Raw genomic sequence first — 16,261 nt, forward strand, 5'->3', positions numbered from 1 at the left:
GCCGCCGAACTTGCTGCGCCACAGGTAGTAGGAGGCTTCGCTGAAGCCGTGTTTGCGGCATAGGTCCTTCACCGCCATGCCGGCTTCCGCCTCACGCAGGAAGCCGATGATCTGCTCTTCGGAAAAGAGTTTCTTCACGTCCAATCTCCTTCGGATGGGGGATTGGACTCCAAACCGGTGTGCTACTCAAAGGCGGGGGGACGTCGCGAAGGGAAAACAGGGCCAGAGTCCACTTTTAAAGTCCACCCTGACCCGAAATTGATTGGCATTGTGCGGATAAAGCAACACTGTGGTTGGCCGAGTGGCCCGCTTTCTGGCAACTTTTAAGGTTATGCGCTACCCGTAAGTTCTGTTCTTTAAATCAGGTAAGGGATGCATATGCACGTGAAAGCCACGGATTTCCAGTTTCCGCTGTTGCTCGTTCTGGTGCTCATCGCGGCCAATATCCCTACGTATATCTTTCTGGGGCGCGTCTTCTTCAAAGGTTGGCGTGACTTCCTCAACTGCGTGTTGAGTATCGGCATCGTGAATTACAGCCTCGAGATGTACGGTTACAGGTTCGGGTGGCGGGCACCACCGGATAGAGAGGTGGATGCGTTGTATGCGGTCTTGAGGTTGTTGCTGTTCGCGTTGGGATCGCTCTGCTGCATCGCCGCGGAGTATCACGGAATCGTCTGGTTGCTGACCCGCTCGTGAGCCCTCCGCAAAGATCGAAACCGGGCCTGCGCGAGGCGCTCTCGGATTGGCCATCGGGGTTCAAGGCATACTCACGAGCCTTCTCGTTTGGAGACCCTGCATGACCATCGAATCGCAAGAAGACGTCGACGCCCTCAAGCGGGTTGGCCGGGTTGTGTCGCTGACGCTGCAGAGCATGCTCGATGCCGCCCGGCCCGGGATGACCACCGGCGAGTTGGATCGGCTCGGTGAGCGACTGCTGGCTGGCCACGGCGCGCGATCGGCGCCCCGGCTGACCTACGACTTTCCGGGGGCAACCTGCATCAGTGTCAACGAGCAGGCGGCACACGGCGTTCCCGGCGACCGCGTGATCCGGGCTGGGGATGTGCTGAACGTGGACGTCTCCGCCGAGCTCGATGGCTACTTCGCCGACACCGGCGGCACCGTCGTGGTGCCGCCGGCGACCGCGCAGAAAACCCGTCTGTGCCACGCCGCCCGGCTCGCGCTGGGCGAAGCGATGAAGGTGGCCCGGGCCGGCCGGCCGATCAGCGGGATCGGCGCCGCCATCGAGCGGACAGCGAAGACCTACGGGTTCAGGGTGATCGAGAACCTGTCGAGCCACGGCGTCGGCCGTGCGCTGCACGAAGCGCCGGAGCACATCCCCGGTTACTTCGATCCGTCCGATCGCCGCCTCCTGCACGAGGGCATGGTCATCACCATCGAGCCGTTCCTCTCGACCAGGAGCCGCGTCGTCGCCGAAGCCGCGGATGGCTGGACGCTCGAAGGGGCAAAGGGAAACCTGTCCGCGCAGTACGAGCACACCATGATCATCACCAGGGGTGCGCCGATCGTCGTCACCGTGCACTGAAGGACGGCGGGCGCCTAAGAACCAGACCGGGGTAAGAGTGCGCTCCTGACGTCGTATCTGGCCAGGAAGGATGTTATTTCCCGCCCCGGCAAATGGACCTGAGGCCTTCTTGACGCTGCCGGATGGCCTCAGTCCTGATCGCCGTCGGCGCCCGCTGGCTCGGCCCGCGTCGTCAGCACCGCCGCAAAGCCACCCTGCGGCGTGCGCATGTTGGTGGTCTGTCCCTGGTAGAGGCGCGCGGCAAAGAGGATCACGCCGCGTTCGGTGGCGTAGCAGCGCACGTCGGTCTTGAGCGGCACGCCGGAAGCGCTGATGCGTACGGCGGGGGGCTCGAAGACCTGGGCGACGTAGTCCGCGCCCGCGATGGCGTCCCACACGCGGCGGGTAAGCTTGTCGCCGCGGTACGAGCCGCGGCTGCCGAAGCCGTTGGCCGGCTTGAAGAAGTAGCTGGCGCGGTCGGCCCACAGTTGCTCGCGGTTGTCCGCCGTTACCGTGACGGTGGGCGGGATGCCGCCGGCCAGGACAGTGGCGTCGCCCGCACCCAGGCCCAGCGAGAGCAGGGTGTCGCGGTCGCCGAGCACGGTCAGGTTGCGCTTGTCGGCCAGCAGGGCGTGCGCGCGCGGATGGGGCGAGAGCGCCACGGCGCCCTGGCGATACGCCGCCGCGAGTGCGGCGGAGGCGGGATTGTCCAGCGCGAAATCGGTCAGGCGGTTGTAGACGAAGTCCACCACGCCGTCGGTGTCGCGCAGGGCGTGCCCGTCCCAGGACAGCGCGGTCGGCGCACGAATCGCGCACGGCACGCCGCGTTGCTCGAACGCCCGCCGGTACAGGCGGAACTCCGGGTAAAGGAACTGCGCCGGCGGATCGTCGTCGACGATGGCCATGCGCGCAGGGGCGCGCCCGATCTGCGCCCTGGCTTCGTCCAGCCAAGCCTGCGTGCCGGCTTCCACGACGGCGTCCGTGTGGGTCCAGGGAAGTCCAGGCGTGGGGCACGCAGGACTCCACTGCGTCCAGCGCGAGGGCGTTCAGCAGCAGGCCGCCGGGGTTGGTGTTGATCTCGATCAGCCGCGGGCCGCGCTCGGTCAGGTGGAAGTCCAGGCCGATCACGCCGCCGGGCGAGTGCGGATCGTGCCGGGCGATGGCCGGTGCCCGGGCGAGCACGCGCTCGGCGTAGGCCGGCACGCGGCTGACCGCGAACAGTGCACGGGTGATGTGCTCCATGGTCGCCAGTGAGGCGCGGTCGACGAACAGCGCCTGGGCTGCGAACAGGTGCGCGTGCACGGTCGGGTCGAGCCCGGCGGTGTCCTCAAGGGTGTGCGCGATGCGTGCGTGCAACGCCGCCGGCGCGACCACGGAACAGCCGCACTGCCGGTTCAGCGATGCTGCCGCCTGCGTGGCATCGTCCTCGGCGCAGGCGTTCCCGCAGCGTGTACTCATGCGCATTAGGCCTTCACGGTCGGGGAGGGGACAGGTTAGCGGGCGTCGGGGCAACCGGCACTGATGATTTCGTGATTGCTTTCTTGCCCACGTGGCGCAGCAGCTGCGAGCAGATGGAATGGGGTCTGGCCCACCAAGCGTCCAGCGGCTCAGCGAGGCAGGCAGGCCTCGAAGCTTGAACTAGCCACGTGGCGGTTACCTGAAGCGGCGCCTGACCGCGGGCCAAAGGGGGGAGGAGAAAGGGGCGCCGGCATCAGTCGCCGTGTTCCGCCGCTTCGCGCCCTTGCTGGCGGATGATCGCTTCCTCGCGGGCGTCGATGATGGACTGCATCACGCTGTCCACGTCGACCTGGCTCTCGTCGAACTCGAAGTGGCCGGTCAGCTCGCTGTCCGGGTGCAGTTCGCCCTGTTCGAACAGCGCCCACATTTCCTCGGCGTACCAGGTATCGAGCAGTTCCGGCGCGAAGCGCGAGAGGCAGATGGTCAGGTTGCCGACGTCCCGGCGCAGCATGGTGCGCGCGGCGTTATTGCCCGATGCGCTGACCACCTGCGGCAGGTCGATGATCACCGGTCCGTCCGGCGCCACCAGCACGTTGTATGGCGAGAGGTCGCCGTGGATCAGGCCGACGCAGAGCATGCGCACGACCTGCCGGATGAGGACGCGGTGGTACTCGCGGGCGGTCTCGGGCGACAGCTCCACTTCACCCAGGCGCGGGGCCGACTCGCCGTTCTCGTCGGTGACCAGGTCCATCACGAGCACGCCGTTGAAGTAGCCGTAGGGCTGCGGCACGCGTACGCCGGCACCGGCCAGCAGGTAGAGCGCGTCCACTTCGGCGTTCTTCCACGCCGCTTCGGCCTCCTTGCGGCCGAACTTGGTGGCCTTGCCGATCGCGCGTGCCTGCCGGCTGCCACGCACCTTGCGGCCCTCCTGGTACTGCACGCGCTGCTGGAAGCTGCGCTGGGCCATGTCCTTGTAGACCTTCGCGCAGCGCACATGGCCGCCGGAGCGCACGACGTAGACGGACGCCTCCTTGCCGCTCTTGAGCGGGCGCAGGACCGCGTCGATCACGCCGTCGTCGATCAGCTCCTGCAAACCGGTGGGGGTCTTCATGCGTCGAGGCTAGCGTGCGGGTAATCGGCAAGTATGACCGGTCAGCGAAACCGGGGACAGGTGGCTTTCAAAAAGTCGGCGCTGTCCTGGTTCCGCCAGGGTCACCTTCAAGCGGTAGAGTGGCTTGCTGCCGGGGAAAAATGTGGGGCTGGCGCTTTTTTCGCGATACGTGCCGGCGGAGTGGAACGCGCAGCAGTACCGTGTATCTCGAAGGCACCGCCGAACGGGGGGTGTGCATGGGCGGTGACCAGGACGAAGGGGCCACGGGAAGGAACAGGGCAGGCGGACGGATTCGCGGATGCCTTTGTTGGTACGGTGCGCGTCGATATCCAGGCCGCGTTTCCGGAGGGGGAAAAGCATGTCTGCAATGAAAAGTGCGGCTCTTCGCCGTGGCGAAGATCGGGGTGCGGTGCGCAGGCAACTGGGCGTGCGCGTTGTCGTTGCTCTCGGCTGCCTGCTTCTGGGCCTGGGCCCGGTGCGGGCCGCGCAGGCGCCGGCATCCGGCACGCTGCGGTTTGACGACGCCCGCCTCTTCCATCCGGCCAAACGCCTGCCGCCGCGCGTGTGGGCCGATCTGGCGAGCGACGATTCGCGCGAGTCGGTCGTGCTGAGGATGTCCGATGGCGTGGCGCTGCGCGGCTGGTTCTACCCCGCGCCAGTGGCCGGCGCGCCGCTCGTGGTCACCTTCCACGGCAACAACGAGACCATCGGCGACGCCTGGACGCAGGCCCTCGACGGGCTTTTCCACGCCCAGCTCGGCTTCAACCTGCTCACCTTCGATTACCGCGGCACCGGCTTCAGCGATGGCACCATCTCGCTGGCGAAGGCACGCGCGGATGCGCTGGCCATTTACGACCTGGCGGAGAAGAAGGCGGCAGGGCGACCGGTGTACGTCGTGGGTTGGTCCCTGGGGTCGGTGTTCGCCAGCCATGTCGCGGCCAGCCGGCCCTCAGTCGCGGGGCTGGTGCTGCTCGATCCACTCGCCTCGGTCGATGCGCTGGCCGTCAACGTCGAGCGGGCGGTGCACAGGCCGGTAGAGGTCGCAGCGACCGTGAAGGACGGCATCCGCAACGCCCGGGAGCTGCAGCGCTTCCACGGGCCGCTGCTGGTGGTGCACGGCACCGAAGACGAGGTGATCCCGATTGCCGAGGGGCGCGCGGACTTCGCCGCCGCCGGCTCGACCGACAAGACGTTCGTGCCGGTAGCGGGCAAGGGCCACGTGGCCGCCATATCGTCGCTGGAGGCGGACAACGCCATGGCGGCTTTTTTTGCGCGGCACATGCCCGGCAAACCGGGCCCGGAGCGGATGACCCAGCCGTCGCATTGACCGCGCTGCAGCTTCGCCGAAGTCCGCCGGTCCACCGCTCCCGGAGTCGTCCGGTCACGGCAAAGGGCCGAGTGAAACAGGCGGCAAAGCGCAGCTTCGCGTGACTCTGGCCGGTCTGGAACTGCCGGTCGCGGCACGCGTCCCGGGAGAGCCCAACAAGGCGAGCTGGCGTGGCGCCGCTGGTTCCCGGGCGCGGCTGGGCCGGGTCTGACGATGCTTCCCGGCCGAGCTCGCGTGGCGCGCAGCTACGCCTGATCCCGGGCCAGGTCGTTTTCCCCCGTGCGCCGGCGCTCGCGCTTGGCCGCATACATCGCGCGGTCGGCCCAGGCCAGAAGCGTGTCCGGGTCGTTGCCGTTGTCCGGGAAACAGGCGACGCCGATGCTGGCGTCGAGGTGGAACACGCCCTCGGGCAGGTGGCAGGGCAACCTCAGGCTGGCGCGCAGGCCTTCGGCCACGGTCAGCGCGGCACGCACGTCGTCACAGCCGGGCAGCAGCGCGACGAATTCATCGCCGCCGACGCGGGCCATCAGGTCGCCTTGGCGCAACCCCGCGTGGAGGCGCTGCGCGACCTCGCAGAGCAGGCGATCTCCGACCTTGTGCCCGTGCTGGTCGTTGATGTGCTTGAACCCGTCAAGGTCCAGATAGAGCACCGCCAGGCCGTTTCCGGTCCGCGTGGCGTGGGTGAGGGCGTACTCCAGCTCGTGTTGCAGGCGATGGCGGTTGGGCAGGCCGGTCAGCGGATCGTGGGAGGCGCGGTGTTCGAGCTCCCGCTCGGCCATGCGCAGCTCGGTGACTTCGTGCGCCACGCCGATGCGCACACCGTAGTCCGGCAGCCAGCAGGCCGACCACTGGATGTCGACGGCGTGCCCGTCCTTGTGGGCGTAGCGATTGCGGTAATGCCGCTGGATCGCGCCGCTCATCACCGCCTGTGCCTGGTGCATCGTTGCCTCCCGGTCGTCGGGATGGACCAGCCGGAAGATCGGCTGCCCGACCACCTCGTCGGCGCTGTAACCGAGCATCCGCCCGAAGCCTGCACTGACGAACAGGACCTTTCCGTCGGTGTCGACCACGCAGAGCGCATCGGGCATCAGGTCGAGCAATTGGTCGGGCGCGGGAAGTTGGGATGCCATGGGGATCACGCTGCCTGGGGCCGGTTGAGGTTCCACCATGCGGGCATCGAGGTGCAACTGGAACCGAAGGAACGTTTGCCCCTTGCCCGGTCGTCCTGACGAATCCCGGCCGGGGGGGGGCGGGGGAGGTCTCGTGCGGAGGCGACAGCGCCTTCGTTGGTTGCTGCCGTTGCGTGGACTCCGCTTACACTCACCCCTCCATTGGCGAGGCATGGTCGGATGACCTCCATCTTGTCGTCATTGCTCGGGTCCTGGGCGCTGCACGCGCATGCCTCCCCGACCCCATCCACGACCGTTCCGTGGTGGCTCGATCCGGATGCGCGGATCGACGCGATCGCGCGGGCGGCGCAGGCTCTGGGCTGGTCCGCCCGAAACACCTTCGACGCCGAAGACCCGGACGGCTGGGACCTGGAGATCCTTGCCGACCCGCACCTCGCAATGGTCGTGCGCGTCGTCGGGGTCGTGGTGCCGCTCAGCGAGCCGTCCGCATCGTCAGACATGATTGCCGATGCGTGGCGCGTGTTGGGGCTCACGGCCCCGCCTCCCAAGGGGGCGATCGGTTGCCACCTGGTAGCCGTGGAGCCACACCTGGCCGCTGCCAGGGACGACACCGAAGTCGAGGCAGCGGTGGAGGAGTGGCTGGCCGCGAACCCGTGGCGCGGGGTTTCCGATCCGAAAACGTGGGCGCGTGCACCGAAACCGCTCCCGCGCAACGCCTCCGGCAGGGTCTTTCCCGGCATGGGCCTGATCGCCCGCATCGCCGCGGCCTGAGCCTCAGATCCCATGAGGGCTTACGATGGCTCCGGGGAAATGCCGGGAAACCATCGTCTTGCTGACCTTCAACCACCTGCTCGAAGCGGCGCGGATTCCGCTGGAGCGCACACGACTGGCGCGCCACAAGGACCAGCGTTCCACAGCAAAAGTGGAGCCTTACACGTTGTGGCAGCGCGGCGACGGCTCCTTCGAGCGCTACCAGAGTGTCCAGAAGAACGTGGTGTGGAAGCCCGGCGATTACGTCGCCGCGTGCGTCGTGGTGCCACTGACGGGCGAAACCCTCTTCGTGGGGCTCTACTTCGTCACTGGCCAGGACGTGGTCACTGATCCCGACCGCACGTGCCCGGTGAGTGGCAGGCTGGTGCTGGGCTCGCACCTTTACTCGATGGAGAAGGTTGAATCCTTTGCATCCTACGAGGGGCGTGTGATCGTCGACTGGGGCTCGGGGTTCAGGAACTGGGTCCATCGGGCGGCGAACCAGGCCAAGCCCCTTCTGGAGGTCCGCCAGCAGCGGCACGAACTTCCCTGGCCTGGCTTCCCACGCTTCCACTGGTCGGTCCGGAGACTGGACGATCTGCCCCGTCCGTGGATCCCCCATCTGGCCCACGCGTTTGGCGTTTACCTCCTGGTTTCGCGTCAGGAAGGCAAGCTGTATGTCGGCAGCGCGCTCGGGAACGAAGGGTTCCTTCAGCGGTGGCGTTCGTACCAGGCCAACGGGCACGGCGGAAACCGGGATCTGAAGCAGGTCGCGGGGCACGACTATGAGGTCAGCGTGCTGGAGGTGGCCGCGAGCAATGCGACGGAGAAGGAAGTCCTCGCCCAGGAGAGCCTGTGGAAACAGAAGTTGCTGACTCGGGAGTTCGGACTCAATGGAAATTGAATCCGATAATGAAACCAGTTCAATCGAATCCGAGAATGACTCGCGCGCAGCAAGTGAGACCGCTCGCGAAAGAAGCCGGTTCATCGGTCCCATGGACGCGGAGTCAAAGCCCTTTGCATTCGTCCGTTGCTTTGCTTCACTGGGACCCGTATGTCCCGGGGAATCATGATGGTCCGCGCATTGGCGTTAGTCGCTCTATGGCTGCTGAGTCCTCAACTGTGGGCGCAAACGGCCGGGGGCTCGAGCATCCCCTCGGTCGCCGAGGCGCCAGTCCAGTACCCTGCTTCCGCGGTGTCGGCCGGGAGGAAGGCACGGTCATGGTGGCACTGGAGGTGGACGCGAGCGGACGGGTGCGCGATGCGCGCATCCACGAGTCCAGCGGGCATGCACGCCTGGACGAAGCGGCGCTCCGAAGCGTTTCCCATTGGGCGTTTCGGCCAGCCACGCGGCAGGGCGAGCCGGTGGCGCAGCGTGTCCTGGTGCCTGTCGCCTTCCGGCTGGACAGGAAGGCCGGGCGCATGGCGCTGCCATCGGCGGCAAGCATCGCCGGCTCGCTCATGTGTCTGCTCGGAAGCCTGGTCTGGCTGTTCGGGTTTGTCTGGTCCGTCGTGCTGGCCAAGCGTCGTTCGATCCTCTGGCTCTCCTGCATGGTGGCGGCGTGGATCGTCACGTACCCGGTTTTCGTCGCGGTGCACTGGTCCGTGGCCAGGCGCAGCCTGGCGGTGGTGCTCGGCGGTGTCTTTTTGCTTTCTGTAGGGCTCTATATCGCGCCCGCGGCCTGATGCGCCAACGGGAGCGGGAGCCGGCCAGGCTGCATGCGATGATCCCGATGCTGGCCTTCTTCCCACACGCGAGGCGGGCGATGTCCGCCCGATGGCCTTTGGTCTTATTGTCCGCGGGAGTCTGGCCTGCACACGGACAGGCAACTGCCAACCTCTACGCTGCCGGTGCGCTGCCATGAAGCGAGTAATGACACTTTTGTTGTTGCTTGGGAGTATGGGAATTGCCTGCGCGCAACTGGCCGAGCGCCGCTTCCGGTACGACCTCGCACTGGATATCGACACGCAGGGGCATGTCGAGCACGTCACGCTGCCCGATGGCGTGCCTCCGCCGTTCGTGGCGCCACTGGAAAAAGCGGCGAACGGTTGGACTTTCAAGGCGCCCGTCCGCGATGGCGCGCCGGTGACGGCCCGGACTTACGCCAGGGTGCGTTTGGTGCTCGTGCCGCAGGACAACGAGCACTACGGAATGCGCATCGATGTCTTGTCGAACGGGCCGAGCCTGAGGTTCACCTGGAACCCGGTGTTTCCGCCGGAAATGATGCGTGCCCGCGCCGAGGGAACGGTCATCATGTCCGCCACCGTGCAGCCGGACGGGAGCGTGACCGACATCGAGCTGAAAAAGGCCGAGCTTTCCCAGCACGACGTGGTCAACACCCCGCGCGCGGCGCGCCTTTTCGCCGAGGCTGCCCGCAAGGCGATGCAGACGATGCAGGCCAGGCCGGAGTGGGTGGGCGGCAAGCCGGTGGCCACGTCCATCGAATTGCCGGTGAGCTTCGGCCTGAACGGCACAACCGGCGGGGACGGCGGCGCCTCCGGCAGCGCGGTCGGACGTTGATTTGCGTTCGAGGATTGCTGCCAGTGCAGGTGGCGCTCACCGTTTGCCTGTGGTGGCACCCTAGGCGCGGCCAGTTGACCGCAGTGAGGATTGGATGAACCCACTGCCAGGGTCTGATCGGGAGCGCACCGAACCGGCGCGCGGTTCACAGACGCCGCCGAACGGAGTCTTCGCCACGCCGCCGCATCCGATCGGCTGGTTCGTGCGCTTGCTGGTGGTGGTCGGTGGCCTTTTTGCGGCCTTTCCGATCGTGGTCAGCGCCATGCTGGCGACGGCCTTCGCCGGGACACCCTATGGCGTACCCCCTTACTACCTCGTCTACCTGGGCGCGACCCAGGCCCTGCCGCTGGCGGTCGCGGCGATCGCTTGGGCTGTCTTCCTGATTACCCTGAGAAAAAGCTGCCTGAAGATCCTAGGCATTGCCACGGCGGTGTACGTCGCAAGCTGGATGGGTTTGTTCCTCATCCTGCCAGGCGGTTAGCCGGAAAGGGGGCCGATGGCACACGGCCCCTAACAGCCTGGGCGGCACAACGTGTGCGGCAGGCCGTGGGGTGGACGTCGTCCACCACCACGCTCAGTCGTCGAAGCCGGTGTAGTCCTCGGGGAAGATCGGCGTGCCGTCCTCCTCCAGTCCCGTCATGTCGGCCAGCGCCTTCGCGGCGGCGGCTTCCGCAATGTCCTTGTCGCGGAAGCTGCGGTTTTCGCAAATGGCGTAGTACGCCGGAAAACCGTGGCCGCGCGGCGTGATGGCAAGCCAGGCGGAGTAGCGCGAGCCTTCCAGGGTGGCGCCGGAGCGGGCAAGGTAGTTGTCGAACGCGCGCTCGGCCATGGCTGTCGGTTTCGCTTGAGTTAGGGGCGGGTCGGAAGGCTACCCGAATTGGCGGTTCATTTCGGGGTGAGGTGATACAGGCCGCCGGGTGCCGCGTCTTCGAGCATCCAGAGCGTGCCGTCGGGTGCTTCCTCGATATCGCGGGCGCGCTTGCCCACGTCCCAGCGGTTGACGGCGGTCGCTCCGCCCTTGCCGTCGAACGTGACGCGGATGATGGCCTCGCTGGCAAGGCCGCTGATCAGGGCGCTGCCGTTCCAGGCCGGGAAGGCCTTGCCCTTGTAGAACATCAGGTTGCCCGGCGCGATCACCGGCACCCAGTAGATCACCGGCTTGACCAGGTCCGGCCGTGTGTCGGGCTTGGGGATCGGAACGCCGTTGTAGTTGACGCCGTAGGAGACCAGCGGCCAGCCATAGTTCTTGCCGCGTTTGACCAGGTTGAGTTCGTCGCCGCCGCGCGGGCCATGCTCGAGTTCCCACAGCCGGCCGTCGGGACCGAAGGCGAGGCCATAGGGCGTGCGGAAGCCGGTGGCCCAGGTTTCGGCCGGTGTCAGGTTGGGGCCCGGGAACGTATAGGTGCTGACCACCGGCGCGGTCTTGGCCTTCTCGGTGTCTTCGGCCGGGTCGATCAGCGGGATGGTGCGTGCGCCCACCTTGCCGGCCCAGGGGTTGCCGGGCGCGGGTTTGCCGTCCAGCGTCAACCGCAGGATCTTGCCGACCGGCTGGTCGGGATCCTGCGCGGGCGTGAAGCGCTGGCGGTCACCCACCGTGAGGAAGAGATACTTTCCGTCCGGCGAGAAGGCGATCTGCGCGCCGGCCTGGCCGCCCTTGCCGGTGGGCATCTGGCGCCAGAGCACCTTGAAGTCGTCGAGCCGGGGTTGCTTGCCATCGAGCACCAGCCGCCCGCGGCCCAGTGTCAGGCCACCGCCGTAGTCGCCTGGGGCGACGTAGGTGAGGTAGACGTTGTGGTCAGTGGCGTAGTGGGGCGAGAGGAACACGCCCAGCATGCCGTTCTGGCCTTCCACATAGGCGGGCGGGACGCCCCCGAGCCTGGTCTTGGCGCCCTGCGGGGTAACCAGGTCGACGCGGCCGACCTTCTCGGTCACCAGCATGCGGCCATCGGGCAGGAAGGCGATGCGCCAGGGCAGGTCGAAGCTCGCCACCTTGGTGATGGTGAAGGGCAGGCCGGGATCGGCTTTCTGTTCCCCCGCGTTGGTTTGCGCATGAACAGCGCTTGTCAGCAGCGCCGCAAGAAAGACCCCGGTTGCCAGCTTCATCATCTGCACGTTTCCTTGAGTCGAAGGAGCGGCAGACATCTTAGTGTCAGGTTGCCATTGTCGCGTGACGCCGCTGCCTGCTCGGAGGCCCGGCCATGTGTCGCACGGGCATCCCGTACGGGTCGCAGGCCCATGCGGCCGAGGTCGTCGCCCGCAGATGTCCATCCGCCTGGCTGCCGCACGCTGGCTTGCTGTCATGTGCGCTGTGCGCTTCCTGGGCCTGCCCTTCACCGGGCATGCCGCACGCTGTGGAACCGCTGCTTCCGCCCATGCCGTACCTGGCATGGAGGCGTGCGCACCGCCTTTCCCCGCGGCCCTGCAGCCGCCCTGATGGAGACACGACCATGTCCGAGAATGAAACCCGCTGCGGTCACGCCGCCTGCGATTGCACCGTTCGCAGCGGCGAGCAGTACTGCAGTGATTTCTGCCGCGAGGCCGCCAGCACCGATCGGGCCGAGGGGCCGTTCTGCGAGTGCGGGCACGCGGCCTGTGCGGACAATCCCGCAGGTGGCGGCGCCGGCTGACGCCTGACCCCGAGGCCACCGCGCTTCAGCTTTTCCAAGGCGGCTCCGATCCTGCCCCCTGCCTCCGTCCCTTTCCCGGCGCGGGATGTGACGTCGTGACCACGGGCGTGGCGGCGCGATCCCCGACACCCGCGCGACTGCAACCGCGCAGGGCAAGCGGATACGCCCTCGTGGCATCGCGTGGACATCCCCGTGGGCATGCTTTCCGGATATCTCCGATCGTGGAGCTCATCCTTGAAGCTGTCCGACTTCATCTTTGCCCACATGGACCAGATCCTCCGGGAGTGGGATGCATTCGCCCGGAAGGTGGCGCCGGCGGGAAGCGATCTGCCCGAGAGTGTCCTGCGCGACCATGCGCAAAGCATGCTCTCCGATATCGCGCGGGACATGCGGGAAAGCCAGACTCCCGAAGAGCAGCGCCTGAAGTCCGAGGGGCAGGGGACGCATGCCGGCGCAGGCGACTCCGCCGCTTCGGAACACGGCAGCCAGCGCCAGGCCAGGAACTTCACGTTGCTGCAATTGAGCGCCGAGTTCCGCGCCCTGCGCGCCACGGTCCTGCGGTTGTGGCTGCCGCACGTGCCGCGCGACGATCCGCAGACGGTGCGCGACCTGATGCGTTTCAACGAAGGCATCGACCAGGCGCTGGCCGAGTCGATCATCAGCTACGCCAAGCGAACCCACCAGACGCGCGATCTGTTCCTGGCGGTACTGGGCCATGATCTGCGCTCGCCGTTGACGGGCATCCTGCTGGCGGGCGACCTGCTCGCGCAGGGCAGGGTGCCGCCCGACAAGGTGGCACAGATCGGCGCCAACCTGGCCCGTGGCGCCTCGGTCATGGGGCATATCGTCGAGGACCTCATCGGCTATACCCGCACGCAACTGGACGAGGGGCTGCCGATGGCACCCACCGCATGCGACGTGCGCAAGGTGCTGGAGTCCGCCATCGCCGACGCCACGGCCACCTACCCGGGCAATCACTACCAGTTGCAGTCGGCGCCAGGGCTGGTCGGTCGGTACGACCCGACCCGCCTCTACCAGATGTTCCTCAACCTGCTGGTGAATGCAGGCCGGCACAGCCGCGAAGGCGCGGCGGTGACCGTGCAGGCCTGGATCGGACCGGATGCGCTGGTGGTCGACATCACCAACCAGGGCGAGCCGATTCCGCCCGACAAGCTGGAGTCGATCTTCCGGCCGCTCGTGCAGTTGACCGGCGAGGATGGCGTCACGCGTTCGGGCACGAGCCTGGGCCTCGGGCTCTTCATCGCGCGCGAGGTGGCCAAGGCCCACGGCGGATCCATCACGGCACGCTCTTCGGCGGCAGAGGGGACGACGTTCACCGTGAGGTTGCCGCACGGGAAAGCGACGGGGACGGAGGCGGCGGCCCAGGCCGAGCCATGAGCCGGAAGGTTCCAGGCGGGCAAAAAAAGGGCAGCCCTTGGGCTGCCCGGGGAGGACCGAAGTCGGTGACGCTTAGCGGGTGTAGGTGTTGTACTTCGAGTTCGAGTAGAGGTTGCTGTACACGGAGATGTTGTAGCAGCCCTTGCTGAACTGGATGTCGCGGCTCAGCGAGCCGCCTTCCTTGGTCGCAGACATGTAGCGGGTGCTGTTGTACTTGAGCGTGTTGCCGGTGATCAGCCAGTCGTGCGACTTGCCGCTCGGGCGCACGCCCGCCAGACCGTTCTGGGTCGCGGTGTTGCCGGTGAACGTCACGTAGCCGGCGCCGATGCCCATCGCGCCGAAGCCATAGTTGCCTTTCAGCGTGTTGCCGACGATCGCGATGTCGGAAATGTTGGTGTGCAGCTCGATGCCGTTGCCGTGGTTGTTGGCGAAGGTGTTGTTCTCCAGGCGGATCGCGTTGGTCTGGCCCTCGGTCATGGGCTCGATGTCGATGCCGGCTTCCGGCAGCGTGCCGTTGGTGCCCTGGAAGGTGCTGTTGACGATGTAGACGTGCTGCGACGGGCCGATCGACAGGCCCTGGCGACGGTTGTTGCTCGACACGACGCCATCGACGGTCACGTAATTGGAACGCACGTGCACCTTGTTGACGTCCTTGGCGCCGATCCACATCCCGTCGCCCCAGAAATTGGCGAGGTTGACCTTCTGCACGAGCACGTTGGTCGCGGCGGTGATGTTGATGCCGTAGCCCCACTCGCCGGTCGTGCCGATGTGCCTGGTGCGGTCGCCGAGCAGGTTGCCGCCGGAGATGCTCACGTCGGTCACGTTGTAGACCTGGAACACCATGTAGCGGCTGGCGCTGGTCGGGATCACTTCGAGCGTCGCGGCCGGATCCATCACCACGCTGGTGTGCGAGCGCAGCTTGATCGGCTTAGTGGCGTTGATCATGTAATGGCCGGCCGGGATGGTGACCGTGCCGCCGGTGGTCGGCAGCGCGTTGATCGCGGCCTGGATGGCGGCGGTGTCGTCATGCACGCCGTTGCCGAGGGCGCCCTTGGTGCGCACGTCGACGGTGGCGGTCTGGCCGATCACCGGCTTGGGCATGGCGGTCCACCAATCGGCGGCGAACGACGGCGCGGCGACGGCGGAGAGCGCCAGCGCGGCGAACGCCAGCATCAACGGCTTCTTCACGACGCGCTTCGCGGTGACGGAGGTACGAGAAACCTCCGCAAGATTCTGTTTGTTAAGGGAAATATTCATTTTGTGGCCGTCTCGGGTCTTTGTCGGGAAAAGACTTCGTCACGCGAAGCTCACGACAAAAATGCGTGATCGTCACAACCCTGAGCAAGCTCGGCAGGAAGCCGAACCGACGATTTCATGACCACGTTGGCAGAAAGTGCCGGGTCGCCCCGCAGCTCCCTCCGGGCGGATGGGACCGCGTCACACACGCGCAGGAGGACAACCAGACAAGGGGATGCCAGCCTCGCTCGCCCGTGGACCGTAGAGGCCGATCGGACCAGAAAGACAGCTCGCGCAGGTGCGGGTGCTGGATGGCAAGGCCATTGCGGACGTGACCGCCCGTCGGCTGGCGCACCTGCCATGCTTCGACGCCTTCAGGAACCGGAGCGACCCGCGCCCTGCATGCCTGCGGCACCGACGGCTGCGGGCGGACTGACCGCACGCCGCTTTTGGATAGACTGCTGCGACCCATGACCACACCAACCAGGGAGTCGACCATGCGCTTGGCCCGTCACTGCACCGTTCTCTTGCTTGCGCTCACGCTGGGCGCCTGCGGTCATGGCAACACGCCCGACGATCAGGCGGATGCCGGCGCCTCCCAGGCCGCGACGGAAGCCCCGCCGCCGCCGCAAGCGCCAGCCGCTCCGACGGCACCGGAGCCTGCGGCCAATCCGGCACGCCCGCTGCAGGCGAGCGACCTGGATGCCTATGCGAAGGGCATGCAGAAGGAGATCGAGATGCGCCAGGCGGCCAGTGACAAGGCAGCCAAGGCCAAGGCGGCCAATGACCAGACCGCGGAAATCACGGCGCTGGCGGAGCTCACGAGCGTCGAGGTCACCGAAGCCGGCGCGCAGGCGGCGGGCGTGGACCGGGCGCGCTACAACTTCATCAAGGACACCGTGGACCACGTGCTGGGCACGTCGGACATGAACGCCATGATGGCCAAGATGGGCGATGCCGCGCAGGCGCAGAAGATGCAGTCCGATCCCTACGCGGGGCTGGAGCCTGACCTCGCCGCTGCGCTGAAGTCGCGCCAGGACGAACTGGCCAGGCTGCGCGCACAGAACATGGCCGTCCTCATGAACGCGCAGAAGCTCTGAGCCCGAACGGCTGGCGGGCCGCACGACACGCTTTCGGGTCGATGCCGATCAGATGGGACGGTAGAAAGGCCAAGAGCCAGC

At 66.8% G+C, this 16,261-nt stretch carries 18 protein-coding genes; 11 read left to right on the forward strand and 7 right to left on the reverse strand.

Annotated elements, in window-relative coordinates:
- Positions 1–138: transposase (locus ACFWZU_RS15895; RefSeq protein ID WP_439702529.1), on the reverse strand; the 138-nt coding region annotated here is incomplete at its 3' end.
- 246 nt (positions 139–384) lie between these two features.
- Here ACFWZU_RS15895 and ACFWZU_RS15900 point away from each other — a divergent pair.
- Complete coding sequence (locus ACFWZU_RS15900) at positions 385–696, forward strand: hypothetical protein (RefSeq protein ID WP_439702496.1); 312 nt, start codon at positions 385–387, stop codon at positions 694–696.
- Between the two features lie 100 nt (positions 697–796).
- Positions 797–1,543, forward strand: coding sequence for a type I methionyl aminopeptidase (gene map / locus ACFWZU_RS15905; RefSeq protein WP_439702497.1), 747 nt, complete (start codon positions 797–799; stop codon positions 1,541–1,543).
- A 128-nt stretch (positions 1,544–1,671) separates the two neighbouring features.
- Here map and ACFWZU_RS15910 read toward each other — a convergent pair whose 3' ends face one another.
- Both ACFWZU_RS15910 and ACFWZU_RS15915 read right to left on the reverse strand, forming a co-directional pair.
- Positions 1,672–2,493: a hypothetical protein gene (locus tag ACFWZU_RS15910; RefSeq protein WP_439702498.1), complete on the reverse strand. Its 822-nt coding sequence runs from the start codon at positions 2,491–2,493 to the stop codon at positions 1,672–1,674.
- Between the two features lie 740 nt (positions 2,494–3,233).
- Complete coding sequence (locus ACFWZU_RS15915; protein ID WP_439702499.1) at positions 3,234–4,091, reverse strand: PA4780 family RIO1-like protein kinase; 858 nt, start codon at positions 4,089–4,091, stop codon at positions 3,234–3,236.
- 298 nt (positions 4,092–4,389) lie between these two features.
- On the opposite strand from ACFWZU_RS15915, the gene ACFWZU_RS15920 reads away from it, so the two are divergent.
- Positions 4,390–5,418 (forward strand): alpha/beta hydrolase, encoded by a 1,029-nt coding sequence (locus ACFWZU_RS15920; protein ID WP_439702500.1) that lies wholly within the window; start codon positions 4,390–4,392, stop codon positions 5,416–5,418.
- Positions 5,419–5,663: 245 nt separating this feature from the next.
- Here ACFWZU_RS15920 and ACFWZU_RS15925 read toward each other — a convergent pair whose 3' ends face one another.
- Positions 5,664–6,548: a diguanylate cyclase domain-containing protein gene (locus ACFWZU_RS15925; protein WP_439702501.1), complete on the reverse strand. Its 885-nt coding sequence runs from the start codon at positions 6,546–6,548 to the stop codon at positions 5,664–5,666.
- 219 nt (positions 6,549–6,767) lie between these two features.
- Between ACFWZU_RS15925 and ACFWZU_RS15930 the strand changes: the two genes are divergently transcribed.
- The 5 genes from ACFWZU_RS15930 (at position 6,768) to ACFWZU_RS15950 (ending at position 10,300) form a co-directional block, all read left to right on the forward strand.
- Positions 6,768–7,319, forward strand: coding sequence for a hypothetical protein (locus ACFWZU_RS15930; RefSeq protein WP_439702502.1), 552 nt, complete (start codon positions 6,768–6,770; stop codon positions 7,317–7,319).
- A gap of 58 nt (positions 7,320–7,377) precedes the next feature.
- Entirely contained in the window at positions 7,378–8,202 is an 825-nt protein-coding gene (locus tag ACFWZU_RS15935) for a GIY-YIG nuclease family protein (RefSeq protein WP_439702503.1), read from the forward strand.
- 197 nt (positions 8,203–8,399) lie between these two features.
- On the forward strand, positions 8,400–8,984 hold the full coding sequence (locus ACFWZU_RS15940) for an energy transducer TonB (RefSeq protein WP_439702504.1): 585 nt from the start codon (positions 8,400–8,402) through the stop codon (positions 8,982–8,984).
- 175 nt (positions 8,985–9,159) lie between these two features.
- The gene (locus tag ACFWZU_RS15945) at positions 9,160–9,819 is read left to right on the forward strand and encodes an energy transducer TonB (protein WP_439702505.1); all 660 of its coding nucleotides are present in this window, start codon (positions 9,160–9,162) and stop codon (positions 9,817–9,819) included.
- A 94-nt stretch (positions 9,820–9,913) separates the two neighbouring features.
- Positions 9,914–10,300, forward strand: coding sequence for a hypothetical protein (locus tag ACFWZU_RS15950; RefSeq protein WP_439702506.1), 387 nt, complete (start codon positions 9,914–9,916; stop codon positions 10,298–10,300).
- A 93-nt stretch (positions 10,301–10,393) separates the two neighbouring features.
- Here the strand turns inward: ACFWZU_RS15950 and ACFWZU_RS15955 are convergent, their stop codons facing one another.
- Positions 10,394–10,648, reverse strand: a complete 255-nt coding sequence (locus ACFWZU_RS15955) for a hypothetical protein (protein WP_439702507.1) — start codon at positions 10,646–10,648, stop codon at positions 10,394–10,396.
- A 56-nt stretch (positions 10,649–10,704) separates the two neighbouring features.
- A complete protein-coding gene (locus ACFWZU_RS15960) occupies positions 10,705–11,925 on the reverse strand; it encodes a PQQ-dependent sugar dehydrogenase (protein ID WP_439702508.1) in 1,221 nt (406 codons plus the stop codon).
- 341 nt (positions 11,926–12,266) lie between these two features.
- On the opposite strand from ACFWZU_RS15960, the gene ACFWZU_RS15965 reads away from it, so the two are divergent.
- On the forward strand, positions 12,267–12,446 hold the full coding sequence (locus ACFWZU_RS15965) for a hypothetical protein (RefSeq protein WP_439702509.1): 180 nt from the start codon (positions 12,267–12,269) through the stop codon (positions 12,444–12,446).
- Between the two features lie 198 nt (positions 12,447–12,644).
- Positions 12,645–13,844, forward strand: a complete 1,200-nt coding sequence (locus ACFWZU_RS15970; protein ID WP_439702530.1) for a sensor histidine kinase — start codon at positions 12,645–12,647, stop codon at positions 13,842–13,844.
- A gap of 72 nt (positions 13,845–13,916) precedes the next feature.
- On the opposite strand, the gene ACFWZU_RS15975 is transcribed toward ACFWZU_RS15970, so the two are convergent.
- Positions 13,917–15,032 (reverse strand): right-handed parallel beta-helix repeat-containing protein, encoded by a 1,116-nt coding sequence (locus tag ACFWZU_RS15975; protein WP_439702510.1) that lies wholly within the window; start codon positions 15,030–15,032, stop codon positions 13,917–13,919.
- Positions 15,033–15,577: 545 nt separating this feature from the next.
- Here ACFWZU_RS15975 and ACFWZU_RS15980 point away from each other — a divergent pair.
- The gene (locus ACFWZU_RS15980; protein ID WP_439702511.1) at positions 15,578–16,180 is read left to right on the forward strand and encodes a hypothetical protein; all 603 of its coding nucleotides are present in this window, start codon (positions 15,578–15,580) and stop codon (positions 16,178–16,180) included.
- The last annotated feature ends 81 nt before the right edge of the window (positions 16,181–16,261 follow it).

Source organism: Frateuria sp. GZRR33 (genome assembly GCF_051900425.1).
GTDB lineage: Bacteria > Pseudomonadota > Gammaproteobacteria > Xanthomonadales > Rhodanobacteraceae > Frateuria_A.

Bases quoted from the DNA above. Each gene is read 5' to 3' on its own strand.
- ACFWZU_RS15965 (WP_439702509.1), top strand. From the start codon at position 12,267: ATGTCCGAGAATGAAACCCGCTGCGGTCACGCCGCCTGCGATTGCACC.
- ACFWZU_RS15960 (WP_439702508.1), bottom strand. From the start codon at position 11,925: ATGATGAAGCTGGCAACCGGGGTCTTTCTTGCGGCGCTGCTGACAAGC.
- map (WP_439702497.1), top strand. From the start codon at position 797: ATGACCATCGAATCGCAAGAAGACGTCGACGCCCTCAAGCGGGTTGGC.
- ACFWZU_RS15915 (WP_439702499.1), bottom strand. From the start codon at position 4,091: ATGAAGACCCCCACCGGTTTGCAGGAGCTGATCGACGACGGCGTGATC.
- ACFWZU_RS15950 (WP_439702506.1), top strand. From the start codon at position 9,914: ATGAACCCACTGCCAGGGTCTGATCGGGAGCGCACCGAACCGGCGCGC.
- ACFWZU_RS15925 (WP_439702501.1), bottom strand. From the start codon at position 6,548: ATGGCATCCCAACTTCCCGCGCCCGACCAATTGCTCGACCTGATGCCC.
- ACFWZU_RS15920 (WP_439702500.1), top strand. From the start codon at position 4,390: ATGCCTTTGTTGGTACGGTGCGCGTCGATATCCAGGCCGCGTTTCCGG.
- ACFWZU_RS15930 (WP_439702502.1), top strand. From the start codon at position 6,768: ATGACCTCCATCTTGTCGTCATTGCTCGGGTCCTGGGCGCTGCACGCG.
- ACFWZU_RS15955 (WP_439702507.1), bottom strand. From the start codon at position 10,648: ATGGCCGAGCGCGCGTTCGACAACTACCTTGCCCGCTCCGGCGCCACC.
- ACFWZU_RS15940 (WP_439702504.1), top strand. From the start codon at position 8,400: ATGGCTGCTGAGTCCTCAACTGTGGGCGCAAACGGCCGGGGGCTCGAG.
- ACFWZU_RS15970 (WP_439702530.1), top strand. From the start codon at position 12,645: ATGCTTTCCGGATATCTCCGATCGTGGAGCTCATCCTTGAAGCTGTCC.
- ACFWZU_RS15980 (WP_439702511.1), top strand. From the start codon at position 15,578: ATGCGCTTGGCCCGTCACTGCACCGTTCTCTTGCTTGCGCTCACGCTG.
- ACFWZU_RS15945 (WP_439702505.1), top strand. From the start codon at position 9,160: ATGAAGCGAGTAATGACACTTTTGTTGTTGCTTGGGAGTATGGGAATT.